At 72.5% G+C, this 16548-nt stretch carries 13 protein-coding genes and 2 pseudogenes; 8 read left to right on the top strand and 7 right to left on the bottom strand.

The genetic code is table 11. The features are described from left to right. The first annotated feature begins 41 nt into the window (after positions 1-41). Together ACFWZ2_RS02455 and ACFWZ2_RS02450 are read left to right on the top strand one after the other, a co-directional pair. The gene (locus tag ACFWZ2_RS02455) at positions 42-485 is read left to right on the top strand and encodes a nuclear transport factor 2 family protein (protein WP_384540625.1); all 444 of its coding nucleotides are present in this window, start codon (positions 42-44) and stop codon (positions 483-485) included. Further along, positions 482-1340, top strand: a pseudogene (locus tag ACFWZ2_RS02450) (NAD(P)H-binding protein). The gene ACFWZ2_RS02455 and the pseudogene ACFWZ2_RS02450 overlap by 4 nt, the downstream one beginning before the upstream one ends. Positions 1341-1344: 4 nt before the next feature. On the opposite strand, the gene ACFWZ2_RS02445 reads toward ACFWZ2_RS02450, so the two are convergent. Together ACFWZ2_RS02445 and ctaD are read right to left on the bottom strand one after the other, a co-directional pair. After that, positions 1345-1734: a hypothetical protein gene (locus tag ACFWZ2_RS02445; RefSeq protein WP_384540622.1), complete on the bottom strand. Its 390-nt coding sequence runs from the start codon at positions 1732-1734 to the stop codon at positions 1345-1347. Positions 1735-1739: 5 nt separating this feature from the next. Next, the gene (gene ctaD / locus ACFWZ2_RS02440) at positions 1740-3467 is read right to left on the bottom strand and encodes a cytochrome c oxidase subunit I (protein ID WP_384540619.1); all 1728 of its coding nucleotides are present in this window, start codon (positions 3465-3467) and stop codon (positions 1740-1742) included. Positions 3468-3572: 105 nt separating this feature from the next. Here ctaD and ACFWZ2_RS02435 point away from each other — a divergent pair, with 105 nt between their 5' ends. Genes ACFWZ2_RS02435 through ACFWZ2_RS02425 form a run of 3 tightly spaced genes read left to right on the top strand, consistent with a single transcriptional unit; the run spans position 3573 to position 5723 of the window. Further along, positions 3573-4145 carry an RNA polymerase sigma factor gene (locus ACFWZ2_RS02435; protein WP_384540616.1) on the top strand — a complete coding sequence of 191 codons (573 nt, stop codon included), beginning with the start codon at positions 3573-3575 and terminating at the stop codon, positions 4143-4145. Next, positions 4135-5172 (top strand): CU044_5270 family protein, encoded by a 1038-nt coding sequence (locus ACFWZ2_RS02430; RefSeq protein ID WP_384540614.1) that lies wholly within the window; start codon positions 4135-4137, stop codon positions 5170-5172. The genes ACFWZ2_RS02435 and ACFWZ2_RS02430 overlap by 11 nt, the downstream gene beginning before the upstream one ends. A 56-nt stretch (positions 5173-5228) precedes the next feature. Next, on the top strand, positions 5229-5723 hold the full coding sequence (locus ACFWZ2_RS02425) for a hypothetical protein (protein WP_384540611.1): 495 nt from the start codon (positions 5229-5231) through the stop codon (positions 5721-5723). 34 nt (positions 5724-5757) lie between these two features. On the opposite strand, the gene ACFWZ2_RS02420 is transcribed toward ACFWZ2_RS02425, so the two are convergent. Next, entirely contained in the window at positions 5758-8019 is a 2262-nt protein-coding gene (locus tag ACFWZ2_RS02420; protein WP_384540608.1) for an FUSC family protein, read from the bottom strand. A 207-nt stretch (positions 8020-8226) separates the two neighbouring features. Between ACFWZ2_RS02420 and ACFWZ2_RS02415 the strand changes: the two genes are divergently transcribed. Next, positions 8227-8697, top strand: a complete 471-nt coding sequence (locus ACFWZ2_RS02415; RefSeq protein ID WP_384540605.1) for a peroxiredoxin — start codon at positions 8227-8229, stop codon at positions 8695-8697. Positions 8698-8715: 18 nt separating this feature from the next. On the opposite strand, the gene ACFWZ2_RS02410 is transcribed toward ACFWZ2_RS02415, so the two are convergent. Both ACFWZ2_RS02410 and ACFWZ2_RS02405 read right to left on the bottom strand, forming a co-directional pair. Beyond that, a complete protein-coding gene (locus ACFWZ2_RS02410; protein WP_384540602.1) occupies positions 8716-10116 on the bottom strand; it encodes a 2-oxoadipate dioxygenase/decarboxylase family protein in 1401 nt (466 codons plus the stop codon). Positions 10117-10175: 59 nt separating this feature from the next. Further along, complete coding sequence (locus ACFWZ2_RS02405; RefSeq protein ID WP_384540599.1) at positions 10176-11360, bottom strand: NAD(P)/FAD-dependent oxidoreductase; 1185 nt, start codon at positions 11358-11360, stop codon at positions 10176-10178. A 193-nt stretch (positions 11361-11553) separates the two neighbouring features. Between ACFWZ2_RS02405 and ACFWZ2_RS02400 the strand changes: the two genes are divergently transcribed. Continuing rightward, complete coding sequence (locus ACFWZ2_RS02400; protein ID WP_384540597.1) at positions 11554-12528, top strand: LysR substrate-binding domain-containing protein; 975 nt, start codon at positions 11554-11556, stop codon at positions 12526-12528. Positions 12529-12697: 169 nt separating this feature from the next. On the opposite strand, the pseudogene ACFWZ2_RS02395 reads toward ACFWZ2_RS02400, so the two are convergent. Both ACFWZ2_RS02395 and ACFWZ2_RS02390 read right to left on the bottom strand, forming a co-directional pair. Further along, a pseudogene (locus ACFWZ2_RS02395) lies at positions 12698-13345 on the bottom strand (hypothetical protein); the annotation flags it as partial. Between the two features lie 223 nt (positions 13346-13568). Continuing rightward, positions 13569-14999 carry a helix-turn-helix domain-containing protein gene (locus ACFWZ2_RS02390; protein WP_384540594.1) on the bottom strand — a complete coding sequence of 477 codons (1431 nt, stop codon included), beginning with the start codon at positions 14997-14999 and terminating at the stop codon, positions 13569-13571. Between the two features lie 205 nt (positions 15000-15204). On the opposite strand from ACFWZ2_RS02390, the gene ACFWZ2_RS02385 reads away from it, so the two are divergent. Next, complete coding sequence (locus tag ACFWZ2_RS02385) at positions 15205-16548, top strand: M64 family metallopeptidase (protein ID WP_384540592.1); 1344 nt, start codon at positions 15205-15207, stop codon at positions 16546-16548.

Raw genomic sequence — 16548 nt, 5'->3', positions numbered from 1 at the left:
TGCTATCGCGGGCTCAGCCGTGACCAGGGAAAGGCATCGCCATGACCGGAACGAACGGCACCACCCCCGAAGGCCTCTTCAGGCACGGCCTCACACTCCTCCTCGCCAAGGACTACGGCGGCTGGGTCGACCTCTGGGCGGACGACGGCGTCATGGAGTTCCCCTTCGCCCCGCCCGGCGCCCCGCGCAGCCTCGACGGCAGGGCGGCCATCCACGCCTATATGACCGCGTTCCCCGACCACATCGACCTCGCCGCCACCCCGTACGCCGAGATCCACCGGACCGGCGACCCCGACGTCGTCATCGTCGAAATGCGTTCCGAGGGACGGTCGGTGGCCACGGGGGAGCCCTTCGAGATGGCGTACGTCGCGGTCGTCACCGTCAAGGACGGGCTGTTCACCCACTACCGCGACTACTGGAACCCCCTGGTCGCCCTGGAGATCGCGGGCGGCACCGACGCGCCGTTCGCGGGGTGGGCCCGATGACCGGCCACGGCGGGACGATCCTGGTGACGGGCGGCACCGGCACCACCGGCAGCCGCGTCGCCGCCCGCCTGACCGCCGCGGGCCACCGGGTCCGGACGGCGAGCAGGCACCCGGACCGAGGCACCGGCGGCGCCGCGGTGCGCTTCGACTGGCAGGACACCGCGACCCACGCCCCGGCCCTCGACGGCGTACGCCGCGTCTACCTCGTGCCGCCCACCGCCGCACCGGACCCCGCCGCACACCTGCTCCCGTTCCTCGACCTGGCACGCGGGGGCAGGGGTCGACCGGGTGGTGCTGCTCAGCTCGTCGGCGATCGCGGCGACGGACGGCGGCCTGGGCGAGGTCCACCGCGCCCTGCCCGCGCGCTTCCCGCAGTGGGCCGTGCTCCAACCCTCCTGGTTCATGCAGAACTTCACCGGCGACCACCTCCATGCCCACAGCATCCGCGACCACGACGAGATCGTGACGGCCACCGGCGAGGGCCGCGTCGCCTTCGTCGACGCCGAGGACATCGCCGAGGTCGGCGCGCGGGCCCTGATGGACGAGCGGCCGCACAACACCGCCCACCTCATCACCGGCCCTCAGGCGCTCAGTTACGCCGCCGTCGCCGAGGCGATCTCCGGCGCCGCCCACCGAACCGTGCGTCATCGCCCCGTCCCGTACACGGAGTTGCGGGACCGGCTGACCGCCACGGGCATACCCGAGCCGTTCGCCGCACTCCTCGCGGGCATGGACGAGGCCATCGCCGAGGGAGCGGAGGACCGCACAAGCCCGGCCGTGGAGCGCGTCACGGGCCGGCCACCGCGCTCCTTCGCCGACTTCGCCACGGCCCACGCGGCCCGGTGGAAACGGTGACGTCCTAGCGGCCCGCCACCTCAAGCGCCAGGACGACCGCCAGCAGACAGCCGACCACCACCTGGCAGCGCACGAGGAGGCGTCGGCGCAGCAGCCGGTACGTCTCCTCGTACTCGGTGCGCAGCTGCCCGGTCCGCCGGGCGATGTGCTGCCAGCCGAGCCGGGTGAGCTCCACGTGCTCCTCGGCGTACCACCGTTCGGTCTCGGCGCGTTGGGCGTCGGTCAGCCAGGGGAGCCGCTCGGTGAACCGCTCGGCCGCGGTCCGGCCCTCGGCGCGGGCCGCCTCGACGAGGAGATGGCCCTCGATCTCGTTGACCAGGGTGCGGGCGTCCACCCTGCAGTCGTGCACCGCGTGGCCGTCCCTCGCGCGGTCGTTCACCGGGCGGTCGTCCATCGCCGTCATCGCAGGGCCCGGTGTTCGGCGGCCGCGATCTCGGGGTGGTGCAGGTCGAACGCGGGGGATTCGCTGCGAATGCGGGGCAGGGATGCGAAGTTGTGCCGCGGCGGCGGGCACGACGTCGTCCACTCCAGCGAACGGCCCCATCCCCAGGGGTCGTCGACCTCGATCTTCTTGCCGTACTTGGCGGTCTTCCAGACGTTGTAGATGAAGGGCAGGAAGGACAGGCCGAGCAGGAAGGAGAAGATGGTCGAGACCGTGTTGAGCGTCGTCAGCCCTTCCGCCGCCAGATAGTCCGGCACCCGGCGCAGCATTCCGTTGGTGCCCAGCCAGTGCTGCACCAGGAACGTGCCGTGGAAGCCCACGAACAGCGTCCAGAAGGTGATCTTGCCGAGCCGCTCGTCGAGCATCTTGCCGGTGAACTTGGGCCACCAGAAGTGGAATCCGGAGAACATCGCGAACACCACGGTGCCGAAGATGACGTAGTGGAAGTGCGCGACCACGAAGTACGACTCCGAGACGTGGAAGTCCATCGGCGGCGAGGCCAGGATGACACCCGTCAGGCCACCGAACAGGAACGTGATGAGGAAGCCGACCGCCCACAGCATCGGGGTCTCGAAACTCAGCGATCCCTGCCACATGGTGCCGATCCAGTTGAAGAACTTCACTCCTGTCGGCACGGCGATCAGAAACGTCATGAAGGAGAAGAACGGGAGGAGCACGCCGCCCGTGACGTACATGTGGTGCGCCCACACCGTCACCGAAAGGCCCGCGATCGCGATCGTCGCGCCGACGAGACCCATGTAGCCGAACATCGGTTTCCGCGAGAACACCGGAATGACTTCGGAGATGATGCCGAAGAACGGCAGGGCGATGATGTACACCTCTGGATGGCCGAAGAACCAGAAGAGGTGCTGCCACAACAGCGGGCCGCCGTTGGCAGCATTGAAGATCTGGGCACCGAATTTACGGTCCGCCTCCAGGGCGAACAGCGCGGCCGCGAGGACCGGGAAGGCCAGCAGGACCAGCACACCGGTCAGCAGCACGTTCCACACGAAGATCGGCATGCGGAACATCGTCATGCCGGGCGCGCGCATGCAGATGATGGTGGTGATGAAGTTGACCGAGCCGAGGATCGTGCCGAAGCCGGAGAAGGCCAGACCCATGATCCACATGTCCGCGCCGATGCCCGGCGAGCGGACCGCGTCCGACAGCGGGCTGTAGGCGAACCAGCCGAAGTCGGCGGCGCCTTGGGGGGTGAGGAAGCCGCCGACCGCGATGAGCGAGCCGAACAGGTACAGCCAGTAGGCGAACATGTTCAGTCGCGGGAAGGCGACGTCCGGTGCACCGATCTGCAGCGGCATGATCCAGTTCGCGAAGCCCGCGAACAGCGGCGTCGCGAACATCAGCAGCATGATCGTGCCGTGCATCGTGAACGCCTGGTTGAACTGCTCGTTCGACATGATCTGCGTGCCGGGACGGGCCAGTTCGGCGCGCATGAAGAGCGCCATGACTCCGCCGATGCAGAAGAACACGAACGACGTGACCAGATAGAGCGTGCCGATCGTCTTGTGGTCCGTGCTGGTCAGCCACTTGATGACGGCCCGTCCGGGACTGAGGGACCGACCGTCCGTACGTACGGGGACGGAGCGGGAAGCGGGAGCGGGACCGGCGTGGGAACCGGCATCTGAGGCACGCGCGAGCGGCGGCTTGACGGTGTTGCTGTCCATGCCCCGCCTGTGTCCGGCGGACCCGGTTCTGTGACAGCGGGCGGGAGCGACATGGATCACACCCGCAGGTGTGACGACCGGGGCCGTGCCGGACACTTCAGGACTGTGAGCGACGACGAAAACTTCGCCGCTGCCTATCGCGAGCACTACTGGGCGGTCAGCCGCTACGTGGCACGGCGGCACGGCGGCCCGACGAGCGACACCGAGGAGGTGGTGGCCGACGTGTTCGCCGTGGCCTGGCGCCGCCGCGCCGATCTGCCGCCGTTCGCCCTGCCCTGGCTGTACGGGGTGGCGCGGCACTGTCTGGCGAACACGGTGCGCGGATACGGGCGCCGCAGACGCCTGGTCGAACGGCTCGGCAACGACGAGGCCCGGCACCGCAGGGACGTCGTGGCGGGCCCGGAGGCCGACCGCCCCGGCGAGTGGGTGCACGACGCCCTGCACCTCCTCTCCCCGTCCGACCAGGAGGTGCTGCGCCTGACCGCCTGGGAGGAACTGGACACCGAAGAACTCGCGGTCGCCCTCGGCTGCGGCACCCGTGCGGCGGCGATGCGGCTGCACCGCGCCCGCCGCCGGCTGAGAGCCGAGATAGACCGCATGCGGCCCGCCCCCGCCGAACGGCCCGCCCCCGAAGAGACCCGCGCCACTGTCCCGGAGGACCACGGCCATGGCACCTGACGACGAACTCGCCCTGCTGCGCGGCGCGAACCCCGTGCCCCGCGACGACCCCCGGTTCCACGAAGGGCCCGGCAGGCCCCTGCCCCCGCACGCGGAACGGCAGTTGAACCAGCTCCTGCACAGCGCCTCCGCGCCCCGGCGGCGGGAGGCGCGGCCGCGCCCCGTGCGCCAGGTGCGGCGCCTGGTCTGGGGCATCGAGATGATCGGGGCCGCCGCAGCGGTCGCCCTCGCGCTCGTGCTCGCGGGCCCCACCAGCGCGCCCGCGGTCGCCGCGCCCCACCCCCTGAGCCTGCGGGCGGGCTCCACGCCGCTGCCGCTGGAGCGGCTCGCCGACCGGGCGGCGGCCGCCGCGGAGGCCGAGGACGCGACCCGGCTGCGCCGCGGCACCCACGTCCAGACGTGGAACCTCGCCCTGGAGTCGGGGCCCGGCGCCGCCGCGCCGATCACGCTTCCCGAAGAGCGGGTCACCCGCTGGAAGGCGGACGGGAGTCACACGGAACTGGTCGTGGCGTCCGACCCCCGCCGCCCCGGCAAGTCCGTCATCGCCGACGGGGACGGCGGCCTGCGCACGGTCACCGACGGCAAGGTGCTCAGCGACCGCACGTTCCCGCCGAGCCGCGGGACCGCCCCTCCGCAGTCCCGCCCCCCGCACACCCCCGAGGCCCTCCGCGCCTACCTGGCCGAACTCGGCCACCCCGGCGACCGCACCCCCCTCTCCGGCACCGGCGAACTCCTGGACGCGGTGGCCACGTTCCTCGACCACTGGACCCCGGGCGCACGCGAGTCGGCCGCCCTCATCCGGATCCTCGCCGACGCCGAAGGACTGCGCCCCGCCGGAGCGATCACCGACCGCCTGGGCCGCCCGGGGCAGGTCTATGTGTACGAGGCCGCAGGACTGCGGCGGATGCTGATCCTCGACCCGTCCACCGGCGCCGTCCTCGGCCTGGAGGACACCTACACCAAGGGCGACCGCACCTATGGGGTGCAGGCCGGGGACGTCATGTCGTACAGCGCGTGGGTGCGGTGATCGCCGGGGGACGGGGGCCCGACGACTCCCGCACAGTGATCGTTAACATGTACTAGATGGGCGTAAACAAGCAGGAATCGGACGAGCGGGCCGAAGTGTCCGAGGAGCAGGTGACCGAGGCCAAGTCGCGGGCGGCCCGGTTGCTGCTCGCGTTCCGGCACGGGAACCAACTCGCGTACGACGCCCTGGTCGAGGAGTTCGGCGCGGACGAGCGGACCACCGATCTGGTGTCCGCGCTGTGCTGGATCGCCAACGAGGGCGTTCGCAAGGCGTATCTGCCCGAGGCGGGGGACCAGGTGCTGCGGCACATGGTGCGCAGGGCCGACTTCGGCGACCGCGACGTGCTCACCGAGGGCGGTGCGGGGCCGGACGTGGGGGAGCTGCTGGAGGCGGTCGCCAGGGAGGACGTGAGCGCCGTTCAGGAGATCGTCCGCAGGACGCCGGACACCACGTTCCTGCTCGGCAGGTTCGTGCTGGCCTTCGCGATGCTGCTGCCGGAGATTCCCCGGCCGGTCCTGCGCGAGGTCGTCGAGGAACTGCGCGGGGAGTGACGGGCCGGGCGCCCGTCCGTACGCCGCTCCGGCCTCAGGACTTCGCCGCGGCCGCCGCCTTCTCCTCGCGCCCCGCGAGCGGCACCCCGAGCGGCCGGGCCAGACCCACGATGCCCTCGTCGAGCCGCTGCAGATGCCGCAGCACACGGAAGGCCACCGAACCGGTCCGCAGCACTTCGTGACGGCCGCTGTCCAGCATGGCGGCGATGCTGGCACCCGACTCGATGGCGCCATCGGGCTCCTCGTCGCGCACCTGCGCGGCGATCAGATCGATGTTGTGCGTGATGCGCCGCCCGGCCAGCGCGAGCCGCGCGTCGGCGGCGACGCTCTTGCTGGACGGCACCAACTCCGCGGTCGCCGCGAGGGACCGCGCGTGATACGCGCACGTCTCCAGGAGCGCCACCACATAGCGGGCGGTCTGCCGCCTGGCCCGCAGCGGGGCGATCGGATGCGTCAACGGCTTGGTGGAGCTGCGCAGATCGTCCAGGGCGGTGTCCAGATCCCGTGCCAGGTCGACGAGATCGACCGCGGGCCCGCCGCTGAGCTGGGCGACCGCCGCCGACACGACGTCCCGCAGCCGCGCGAGGACGGTGCCGAGCTCCTCGTCGGTGCGGTGCGAGGTGCGCACCGGCAGGACGAGCACGGCGGCGATGATGCCGCAGGCCGCGCCGAGCGCCGTCTCCTCGATGCGCAGCACGAGCACGTCGAGGCTGTAGGTGTTGAGGAGGGTGTAGAGCAGGCCCAGCATGGCCGTGACGAAGAACGACATCATCGCGTACGACAGCGGAGCGGTGAAGAACATCCCGAAGACGCAGAGCAGCACGAGGGCGAACGCGATCCAGGTGTGGTTCCCGACGGCGCCCGCGAGCGCCACGCCCGCCACCACGCCGAGCACCGTGCCCACCAGACGGCGGTAGCCCTTGACCACGATCTCGCCGGTGGACGCGGTGTTGAGGAAGACCACCCAGCAGGTCAGGACCGCCCAGTACCAGCGCTGCGTGGACAGGAACTCGCCCCCGACGATGGCCAGCGCCGAGCCCACGGACACCTGCACGGCCGCCCTGGTCGTGGGCCGTCTCAGCCCGGTCCGCTCCTCCTCGTCCTCCTCCGCCCCGCCGGAGAAGGAGATCTCCTCGGCCTCGAACTCCTCGCGGGAACGCGCCGCTTCCGGGGTGTCGTACTCCTCGTCCCGCGACCCGTCGACGGCGAGACGCAGGCCCAGGATGGCGCGCGCGGCCTCACCGACGGCACGGAAGCAGTCCTGGACGGCGGGCGGGCCCTTGGGGAGGCCCTGCTCCTCGCGGTAGCCGAGCAGCCTGTTGCGTACGTACGGCAATGCGGTGCCGCGGTCGTCGGGCACCAGGCGCACCACGAGCAGATGCAGCGCGTTCAGGTCCCTGCGCAGCGCCGTGCCCGCGTCCTCGGCGATCTTCGCGCGGGGCGGCATGGCCGACGCGTCCGGCAGATGCAGGGTCAGGGTGTCCACGCGCTCCGCGCTGCGGGCGTTGAGCAGCAGTACGCCGAGGCGTTCCGCGGCGATCTCGGCGTCGGCGACCCTGCGCTGCAGGAGCGCGGCCGCCGCCGCGTCGCGGGTGCCCTCCTCCAGGCGGCCCTGGATCATCAGCGCGGCCTCGTGCAGCCGGGCGGTGCTGCGCCGCAGGGCGTCGAGGACGTCGTCCACGTCGTCGGTGCCGGCGTCGAGCAACTCGATCTGGTGGGCGATGAGCTGGGCGAGCCGCGCCCGGAACGCCTCGCGCAGGCGCTGCAGGGTCCGCTCGGGCGTCTCGGGCACCACCGCGAACCGTACGACCGCGCTGGCCGCGAAGGCGACGGCGAGCGTCAGGAAGAGTCCCGGCAGCGCCGAGGCCTCGGCGTTCACGAAGAGGGAGACGAAGTAGACCTGGAAGCCGATCAGGCCGAGCGCGGTGCCGCGGTCGCCGAACCGGCGCGAGTACACCGCGCCGAAGATCAGCAGGACGAAGAAGACGTCACCGGCGACGACACGGGAGTTGAGCAGCGCGCCCAGGGATATCGCGGCGAGCGCGACGGGCACGCCGAGCAGCAGCGTGACGGCCTGCCCGCGCACCTCCTTCTCCTGGATCGCGAACGTGGCGACCATGGCGGTCATCGCGCCCGCCACGAGATGGGTGACCGAGGTGCCGAGCAGGGCAAGGACGGCGAGGGCGAGCAGGATGGCCCCGACCGTGCGCAGCCCCGCCATGAGGCGCAGGAGTCCCGGGTCGGACGCCGAGAAACGGTCCCAGACGCCCTTCGCTGTCCGTCGTGCCGCTGCCATCGAGATGCCGTTCTCTCCCTCGCCATCCGCCCGGCCGCCGTCCCGGGCCGCGCGCGTGCCCCAGCATCGCACGAGGTCAGCACGGAAGATCCGGCCTGGTCGGGAGGCCCGTCGACGGCCCGCGCCTACCATCGAGTAGGGTTTCGCTCCCGTCGAACGAGGAGGCACCGTGCAGCGTTGTGACCGTGGGGCGTGGGGGAGCGGACGATGACGGCGCGCGTGGCGGTCGGTGACACCGTCGAGGACTTCACGCTGCCCGACGAGACGGGCACCCCGAGGCGGCTCGGCGCGCTCCTCGAAGACGGTCCCGTGGTGCTGTTCTTCTACCCGGCGGCCCTGACGCCCGGCTGTACGGCGGAGGCCTGCCACTTCCGCGATCTGGCCGCGGAGTTCGAGGCCGCGGGGGCGCGGCCCGTGGGCATCAGCGGCGACGCGGTGGAGCGCCAGCGGGAGTTCGTGGGCAAGCACACGCTGGGCTTCCCCCTCCTCTCGGACCCCGAGGGCGAGGTGCGCGGCCGGTTCGGTGTGACGCGCGGCTTCTCCCTGGCGCCCACCAAGCGCGTCACGTTCGTCATCGGCAAGGACCGCACCGTCGCCGAGGTGGTCCGCAGCGAGCTGCGGATGAGCGCCCACGCCGACCGCGCCCTGGCGGCCGTGCGCCGCCTGTCGGCGAAGTGACCTGGGCCCGGCCCTGACCTAGGCGCCGGGTGCGGGCGGGCCGGGCAGACCCAGTGCGGCGGCGACCCGGTCCAGGGAGCGGCTCTGCTCCCGCCCGTACAGTGCGAAGGGGTCGAGCACGTCGCGCTCCAGCGCACCGGCCAGCCACGCGGCGTCGTACGAGACGCCGTCCGCCCCGCTGTTCCTCGACCCCTTGTCGCCGAGGTTGGACTGGAAGATGCCCGCGGCGGACCGGGGCAGGAAGTCCTCGTAGACGATCGGCTCGGCGCGCACCCAGCCGTCACGCAGGAGGGCGCCGATGCCGGAGGGCGGGCTGCCGCCGTCCAAGGGGCGCTCCGGCACCGCGTCGTAGGTGAAGAACCCGAGCCCCTGGGCGGCGAGTTCGCGTTCGGTCGCGGGCAGGTGCTCCGTCCACAGGGCGCGGGCGATGCCGTCGCGGTCCGCGGGCGGCCGATGCGCCGCGCGCTCGTCGACGAGGGCGAGCAGCCGGTCGTACAGCGCGCGGCCCTCGTGGGTGAGGGCGATCCCGCGCGCCTCGACCTCGCCGAAGCGCACCCGCAGCGCGCCGCGGGTCACATGGCCGTCCGGGGTGCGCAGGGCGCGCGGTTCGGCGAGGGCGCGGAAGGACGTCTGGCGCAGGAGGACGTCGGGGCCGGGCCAGCGCGGCGGGCCCTGAATGGTGTCGATCATCTCGATGCCGCGTGCGGTCATGCGCCGGTACAGCTCGTCGATGTCCAGGACGCGCGGGGTGAGGTGATTGATGTGCGTACTGCGCACGCCGCCGATGTCCGCGGCGACGGCGGAGACCCGGGCGAGGGTCTCGTACCAGGCCCTGTCGACGGGTTCGGCCGACAACTCGAAGGCGTGCACGGCGAGATGGAGGAACCGCTCGGCGGCGTCCTGCGGCAGTTCCCCCTCGGCCTCGGCGCGGTCGGCGAGGGCGAGCAGCTCCGGCGGGAACAGCGAGCGCCCGGCGAGGAACGCGGTGAGGCGGGTGCGCAGGCCGGCGTCGAAGAAGCGCGGGTCGTCGACGGTGAGCAGGGAGGTGAAGACGCGGAAGGGATTGCGGGCCAGCTCGTCCGCGGCGACGGGGCGGAACGCTGTCGACACGACGGGCAGCGCGCTCGCGGCGGTCTCGCGCAGGTCGTAGAAGCCGACCGGGCGCATGCCCAGTGCGCCGAAGACGCGGGCGACCTGGCGCAGTTCGGCGGGCGTGCCGACCCGGATGGCGCCGTGCCGCTCGGCGGTGACCCGGCCGATGGACCCCAGGCGCTCGGCGTCGGCGCCCCGTGCGCGCAGGACGTCCTCGTTGACCTCGCGGGAGACGTCCACGAGCGTCGTGTACGCGGGGACCTCCCGCCCGTACATCTCCGAGAGCCGCGCGGCGAACGCGGTACGCAGCTGCCACTGCCGGATCATCGGCACGTCGTCCTTTCGGTCGGCCGGGCCCGGTGAACTGGGCCGGGGCGTACGGGCGTTCACACCACATGCGCCTCGGGGCGGCTTGCGGCCCCCGCGCCGAACCGGTCGGCGCCGAGCGGCGTGACGTCGACGAACGGCTCGCGGCCCAGATGCAGATCACGGACGATCTCGCCGACGGCGGGGGCCTGGAGAAATCCGTGGCCGGAAAACCCGGTGGCGTAGAGGAAGTTGGGCAGGGCGCCGGAGCGGCCGATGAGCGCGTTGTGATCCGGGGTGACCTCGTACAGGCCCGCCCAGCCGCCGTCCGTCTCCATGTCCGCAAGGGCTGGCGCACGATGCCGTACGACCTCGCGGAACAGGTCGAGCCACTCCGGCGTCCACGTCGTGTCGAAGCCGTCGGGCTGCGCCGGGTCGGCGAGGCCTAGGAGCAGCCCGTCGTCGCTGTTGTGGAAGTACGCCGACGACGCGAAGTCGATCGTGAAGGGGATGCGCGGCGCGGCGGGCGACAGCGGGACGGTGAAGGCGAGTTGACGCCGCACGGGACGCACCGGCAGATCCACGCCCACCATGGCACCGACCCGCGCCGACCAGGCCCCGGCGGCGCACACGACGGCCGAGCAGGAGACGGGGCCGCGGTCCGTGTGCACGACGGAGACCCGGTCGCCCACCGTGTCCATGCCGAGCACGGTGGTGTGCGTCGCGAGGACGACTCCGGCCCGGGCCGCGGCGCGCGCGTAGCCCCGGACGACGCGGCCGGGACGCGCATGGCCGTCGGTGGGGGCGTAGGCGGCGGCGACGAGCCCCTCGGTCCGCAGATAGGGGCACAGCTCCCGGGCCTCGCGCGCACCGATCATGCGGCTGGGGACGCCGAGTTCGTTCTGCGTCCGTACGGAGGACTCGAACTCCGCCGCCTGTTCCCCGCTGGTCAGCAGGAAGAGATAGCCCACGGTGTCGAGCCCGATGTCGGCCCCCGGGCGCCGCGGGAAGTCCTGGTAGGCGCGCAGACTCCGCAGGCCGAGCTCGATGTTGAGCGGATCGGAGAACTGTGCGCGGACCCCGCCGATCGGCTTGCCCGAACTGCCGTGTCCCAGCTCGTCGCGCTCGACGACGACGATGTCGCGCACGCCCGCCTCGGCGAGATGGAAGGCGATGCTCGTCCCCATCACCCCACCCCCGATGACGACGACGTCGGCGGAGGACGGCAGGGCATGGACGTCCGACGGATCCGATGAGGAGGCCAAGTGGCCGCTCCCTTCCACGGGCCGTCACCCGAGCCGGGTCCTGGCCCCGAAGGGGCGCTGGCCGCACGGGTGTTGGCCGGGGCTGTCATGGCGTGGTGCGAAACGCTGAACAGCTTTCTGCCCGTCATCGTGCAGTACCCCGGTCGTCGACGTCCATGAACACTTCGTGCGACAGAACCATTACGATCGCTATATGTATGGGGCGAGCTCCCAGTTGAGATCCCTGGTGGAACTGACCAGGCGGGGCACCATCACGGCGGTCGCCGAGGCCCTCGGCTACACCCCCGGCGGCATCTCGCAGCAACTCGCCGCGCTGGAGCGGTCCACGGGCGTGGAACTGCTCCGACGCGTGGGCCGCCGGGTGGAGTTGACCGACGAGGGGCTGACCCTGGCGCGGTACGCCGAGCGGATCCTGACCACGGAGGCCGAGGCCCTCGAGGCGCTCGCCGGTGGCCGCGGGGACGTCGGCGGAGTGCTGCGCGTCGGCCTGTTCGCCACGGTCGCCGCCGACCTGCTCCCCCTCGCCCTGCGCAGGACCGGCGAGGTGCTCCCCGGACTCACGGTGCGCAGCAGGGACATGGACGTCGACGAGGTGTACGACGCGGTCGCGTCCGGCGGCGTCGACCTGGCCATCGGCCTCGACTACCCCGACGTACCCATCCCGCGCGATCCCGCGCTGCGCATGCTGCGCCTGTACCGCGAACGGTTCGCCCTCGCGGTGCCCGCGGGCTCGATGAAGGGCACGGCCTCTGCGCAGGAGGGCACGGCCTCGATGAGGGGTGTGGAGGTCATCTCCCTGGCGGACACGGCGGACCTCCCCTGGATTCTCCCGCCCGAGGACAGCTACTACGGGCGTGCCGTACGCACCGCCTGCCGCCGGGCGGGCGTCGAGCCCGTGGTGGAGCACGAGGTGACCGACACCGCCGCCACCCTCGCGCTGGTCGAGGCGGGCGTCGGCGTCAGCACCGTGACGGATCTGATGCTCCGTCTGCGCCGGTCGCGCTTCGACGTGGTGCCGCTGCGCGAGACCGTGGAGCGGCACATCGTGGTGGTGTTCCGCGCCCAGGCCGAGCACCGGCCGACGGTGGCGGCACTGGTGGACGTACTGCGGACGGTGGCCCGGCCACGAGACGGAGACGGGGACGCCGGTCGTCAGCAGTCCGCGTAGGCCGCCCCCGCGCCCCCACCCTGCGCCACACCGCGAACCCCGCCATGGCGACCAACAGATAGAGCGGTACGAGGAGTTCGGCCTCCGGTCGTACGTTCTCGGCGTACCACCCGGCGTCGCGCCGATCGCCCTCGAAGGTGACACGGTTGACGGTCAGGAACGTCAGATGGGTGCCGATGGCGGCGTACAGCGGGGCGCCACGGACCGCCGTGCGGGCCGCCACGAGCGTCAGGCCGAACACCGTGAGCAGGACCAGGTAGTCGACCGGGTGCTGCCCGGCGGGAGCCCATCCGATGGGCCCGGGGTCGCCGCCGACGAGCCGCGCGGTCCAGGCCCCGACCACCGTCGAGAGACCGGGCACGGCCAGGAACACCGCCGTCGTGGCGCATGCTGCGCCCGGGCCGCCGAGCCGTCCGCGCAGCGAGGTCCACGCGTAGCCCCGCAGCGTCGTCTCCTCGGGCAGCGCTTCCAGGAGCAGGGCGATCACGCCGTTCGACACGAGGAACGCGGCGAGCGCGAACGGATCGGGGCGCGACCAGCTCAGCCACCCCGCCGCCGTACCCGCGCCGAGCACGAGCACCGCGGCCCCCGCCGTCACGGCCACCCCGGTCAACAGCGCGCGCAGACCCGCCCCTGCGCCGCCGAACCCGATGGACGTCGGGGAGCGCCGCCCGCGCCGCAGCGCCACCACGACCAGCGGCACGGCGATCGCGCTGACGAGGGCGGCAGGCAGCAGCCTGGCCGCGAACCCGGTGAGGCCCAGCGCGTCGGCGGCCACCGGGCCCGCCGCCGTCCCCACGCCCAGTGCCACGCCCATGACGAGACCGCCGCCGAGGGCCCGCGCCGCCGCGCGGGCGAGCGAGGGGGCGGGCGGAGCGGTCCGCGGCTCTGACATGTGCCTCTCCTCGTGCGCCTGTCCCAGCTGATGATCACCATCCTCGGCGCGGCCGCGGGCACGGGAGTCGTAGCCATGGAGGAATTCGCGCTACATCTTTCGATGCAGACGGGCCTGCAGACGGGCGGGCCTGCGGACGGGCCCCTCACATCGGCGGTGTCGCGGGCGCTGGCCCCAGCGTCGTCGTGCCGGGCGCGGCCCGGTGGCCGAGCCCCGTGCGGTACGCGTCCATCGCCGCCTCCACCCGCCCGGAACGGCGCAGCAGATCGCCCAGGAGGCGGCACAGATCCGCCAAGTCACCGGCCGCGCTGGAGCGTTCGAGCAGGGAGAGGGCCGCGCAGTAGTGCTCCTCGGCGCGCTCGGTGTCGCCCCGCTCCTCGGCGATGAGCCCGAGCAGCCGGTGCGCGCCGCCCGCGTGCACGGCGCCACGGCCCGCCCCGAGCGTCCCCGCCTCGTCACCGGCCTTCGCGTCACCGCAGACGTCGTCCTCGCCGGACATCAGGAGCGGCCGCAGCAACTCCTGTGCCTCGTCGGTCTTGCCGCGCCGCCGCAGTACGTCCGCCAGCTCCACCTCGACCTGCCCGGTGAACAGCGCGGCCCGCTTCGACGCGTGGATGGCGCGGGCGGTGCGCAGTTCGTTCTCGGCGTGTTCGAGGTCGCCGTGCTGGGCGTGGACGTAGCCGCGCATCCAGTGGCAGTGGGCGAGTTCGGTACGGATGTGCAGCTGGCGGTAGAGCTCCTGGGCCTTGGCGAGCGACGCGTCGGCCTCGGCGATGCGCCCCTCGGCGATGAGTGTGCGGGCCACCCCGCGGTGCATGCCCGCGACCAGTGCGGGATCGCGGACGCTCGGCGCGAGCGCGAGGGCGAGTTCGGCGGCGTGCGCGGCGCGGGCGTGCGCGCCCATGTCCATGTACGGCGCGATGGACGCGGTGTAGAGCAGCAGCAGCGCCTCGGGGTCGTGCAGTCCCGCGGAGTCGAGTTCGTCGAGGGTGCTCTCCAGGAGGTAACAGGCGTACCGCAGCTCGCCGGTGAGGAGGTGCGCGGTGGCGCGCCCCCGGATCGCGGGGACCCGCCGCGGCAGCGGGTCGTCGCTCAGCAGCCGTTCGGCGGCGGCGAAACAGTCCCGGGCGTCGGTGAGTTCACCGGATTCGAGCAGGCAGTCACCGAGGCCGAGGAGCGCGTCGGCCTGCTCGGGGGCGAGTTCGTGCGCGACGGCTTCCTCGTGGAGCGCGCGAAAGAGCGCGGCGGCGTCGCCGGGCGCGCCGGTGGCCAGGGCGCGCCGGGCATCGGTCAACCGCAGGCGCAGCCCTGCGGCGAGCCGGGCGGGGCGTCCGGTGGCCAGCTCGTCGTAGCTGACGCCGAGGCGTTCGGCGAGGTGCCGCAGCGCCGCCTCGGACGGCCGCACCTTGCCCGACTCCAGGGTGGAGACATACGCGGGCGTGTAGGCGGGCTCGGCCAACTGCCGTTGGGTGAGGCCGCGTTCGCCGCGCAGCCGCAGGACGCGCCGCCCGATCTCGGCCGGATCGTCGGGCCGCGTCCCGTCGCCTCGTACGTCATCGGAAGTGTTCCGCGCCACCGCTGCCTCTCCGTATGTCTCATCGCCCGCATGCCGCGCACGTCGCACGCATTGTCGCGCGGACGGGCCGGACGGCGTGAACTCGCCCTCCTCGTGGGCGACTTGACGCACACCCATTGCCTGACGCCTCACGAACCTCTACGTTGAGCGGCGCCTTAATCCCGTTTAACCCGCCATTTATATCGCGGACTTCGAAGGGAAGCACATGCCCCCCACGCATCGAATACCGGCCCGGACCTCCGGCCGTGTCAGACGCACCCCCCTGCGCATCGCCCTCGCCTCGGGCATCGCCCTCACCGCGGCGCTCGCCGCGACGGGACCCGCGGGCACGGCCACCGCGGCAGGACCCGACCCGGCAGACCGCGCCCAGCAGGTCGAGTACTTCACGGGCCCCGGCGGCCATCCCCGGCACACCGAGGTCCCCGCCTCCGAGCCGCTCTCCCCGAAGGAGCGCACGAAGATCAAGGGCGACGGCGACGTCGTCCCGATCGTGCAGGCCGGGCCGACCGACTCCAAGCTCGACGTCGTCGTCATCGGCGACGGCTACACCGCGACGCAGCAGGAGGACTTCCACGCCGACGTGCGGGCGAAGTGGGCGAAGGTCTCCGCCGTCGAGCCGTACGCCTCGTACAAGGGGCTGTTCAACGTCTGGGCCGTGGACGCCGTATCGCGGCAGTCCGGCGTCTCCGGCGACCCGACGAGCGGCACCGTCAAGGACACCGCGCTCGGCTCCGCCTTCTTCTGCGACGGCATCGAGCGCCTGCTGTGCGTCGACACCAACAAGGTCGAGTCGTACGCCAGCAAGGCCGCCGACCCCGACCTCGTCATCGTCCTCGCGAACTCCACCAAGTACGGCGGCGCGGGCTACAACGACATCACCTCGCCGTCCGGCTACGACGGCATCGCCACCGCCTCCTCCGACCACGCCCAGTCCGACCAGGTCGTGGTCCACGAGACGGGGCACTCGCTGGGCAAGCTGGCCGACGAGTACTGGTACGACGAGTACGGCACATACACGGGCGCCGAGCCCTGGGAAGCGAACATCAGCAAGCTCACCGCCGCCCAGCTCACCGCCCAGAAGAAGAAGTGGTACCGGTGGATCGGCCAGACCTCGCCGGACGGCGGCACCGTCGGCGCCTATGAGGGCGGCGGCTACTACCCGCGCGGCCTCTATCGCCCCACCACGGACTCGATCATGCGCACGCTCGGCAGGCAGTTCAATCTGCCCGGGCGCGAGGCGATGATCGCGGGTTTCCACCGGCACGCCTCCGTCGTCACCGCGGCCACCCCGACGGACCGCGCGGTGCGCCGTGACGCCAAGGTCGCCGTGCGGGCGGCCGACGGCATCCAGCTGCGCTGGAGCGTCGACGGCCGTGAGGTCAGGCGCGCGAGGGGCGACAGCGCCGTGTCGCCGCGCGCCCTCGGCGTACCGGCCGACGGCCGCGCCCACACCCTGTCGGTACGCGCCACGGACCCGACCAAGGCGGTCCGCGACCCGCAACTGCGCACCCTCCTGACGGACACACTCACCTGGCAGGTGACGCGCTGA

The organism is Streptomyces sp. NPDC059002 (assembly GCF_042740435.1).
In the GTDB taxonomy this organism is placed as follows: Bacteria; Actinomycetota; Actinomycetes; order Streptomycetales; family Streptomycetaceae; genus Streptomyces.
The sequence above is the reverse complement of the archived record's forward strand: the minus strand, read 5'-3'. Positions and strand labels throughout refer to the sequence as shown.

What these genes read in the sequence shown, in the direction of transcription:
- ACFWZ2_RS02455 (WP_384540625.1), top strand. Translation starts at nt 42, where the DNA reads ATGACCGGAACGAACGGCACCACCCCCGAAGGCCTCTTCAGGCACGGC.
- ACFWZ2_RS02445 (WP_384540622.1), bottom strand. Translation starts at nt 1,734, where the DNA reads ATGGACGACCGCCCGGTGAACGACCGCGCGAGGGACGGCCACGCGGTG.
- ctaD (WP_384540619.1), bottom strand. Translation starts at nt 3,467, where the DNA reads ATGGACAGCAACACCGTCAAGCCGCCGCTCGCGCGTGCCTCAGATGCC.
- ACFWZ2_RS02430 (WP_384540614.1), top strand. Translation starts at nt 4,135, where the DNA reads ATGGCACCTGACGACGAACTCGCCCTGCTGCGCGGCGCGAACCCCGTG.
- ACFWZ2_RS02425 (WP_384540611.1), top strand. Translation starts at nt 5,229, where the DNA reads ATGGGCGTAAACAAGCAGGAATCGGACGAGCGGGCCGAAGTGTCCGAG.
- ACFWZ2_RS02420 (WP_384540608.1), bottom strand. Translation starts at nt 8,019, where the DNA reads ATGGCAGCGGCACGACGGACAGCGAAGGGCGTCTGGGACCGTTTCTCG.
- ACFWZ2_RS02415 (WP_384540605.1), top strand. Translation starts at nt 8,227, where the DNA reads ATGACGGCGCGCGTGGCGGTCGGTGACACCGTCGAGGACTTCACGCTG.
- ACFWZ2_RS02410 (WP_384540602.1), bottom strand. Translation starts at nt 10,116, where the DNA reads ATGATCCGGCAGTGGCAGCTGCGTACCGCGTTCGCCGCGCGGCTCTCG.
- ACFWZ2_RS02400 (WP_384540597.1), top strand. Translation starts at nt 11,554, where the DNA reads ATGTATGGGGCGAGCTCCCAGTTGAGATCCCTGGTGGAACTGACCAGG.
- ACFWZ2_RS02385 (WP_384540592.1), top strand. Translation starts at nt 15,205, where the DNA reads ATGCCCCCCACGCATCGAATACCGGCCCGGACCTCCGGCCGTGTCAGA.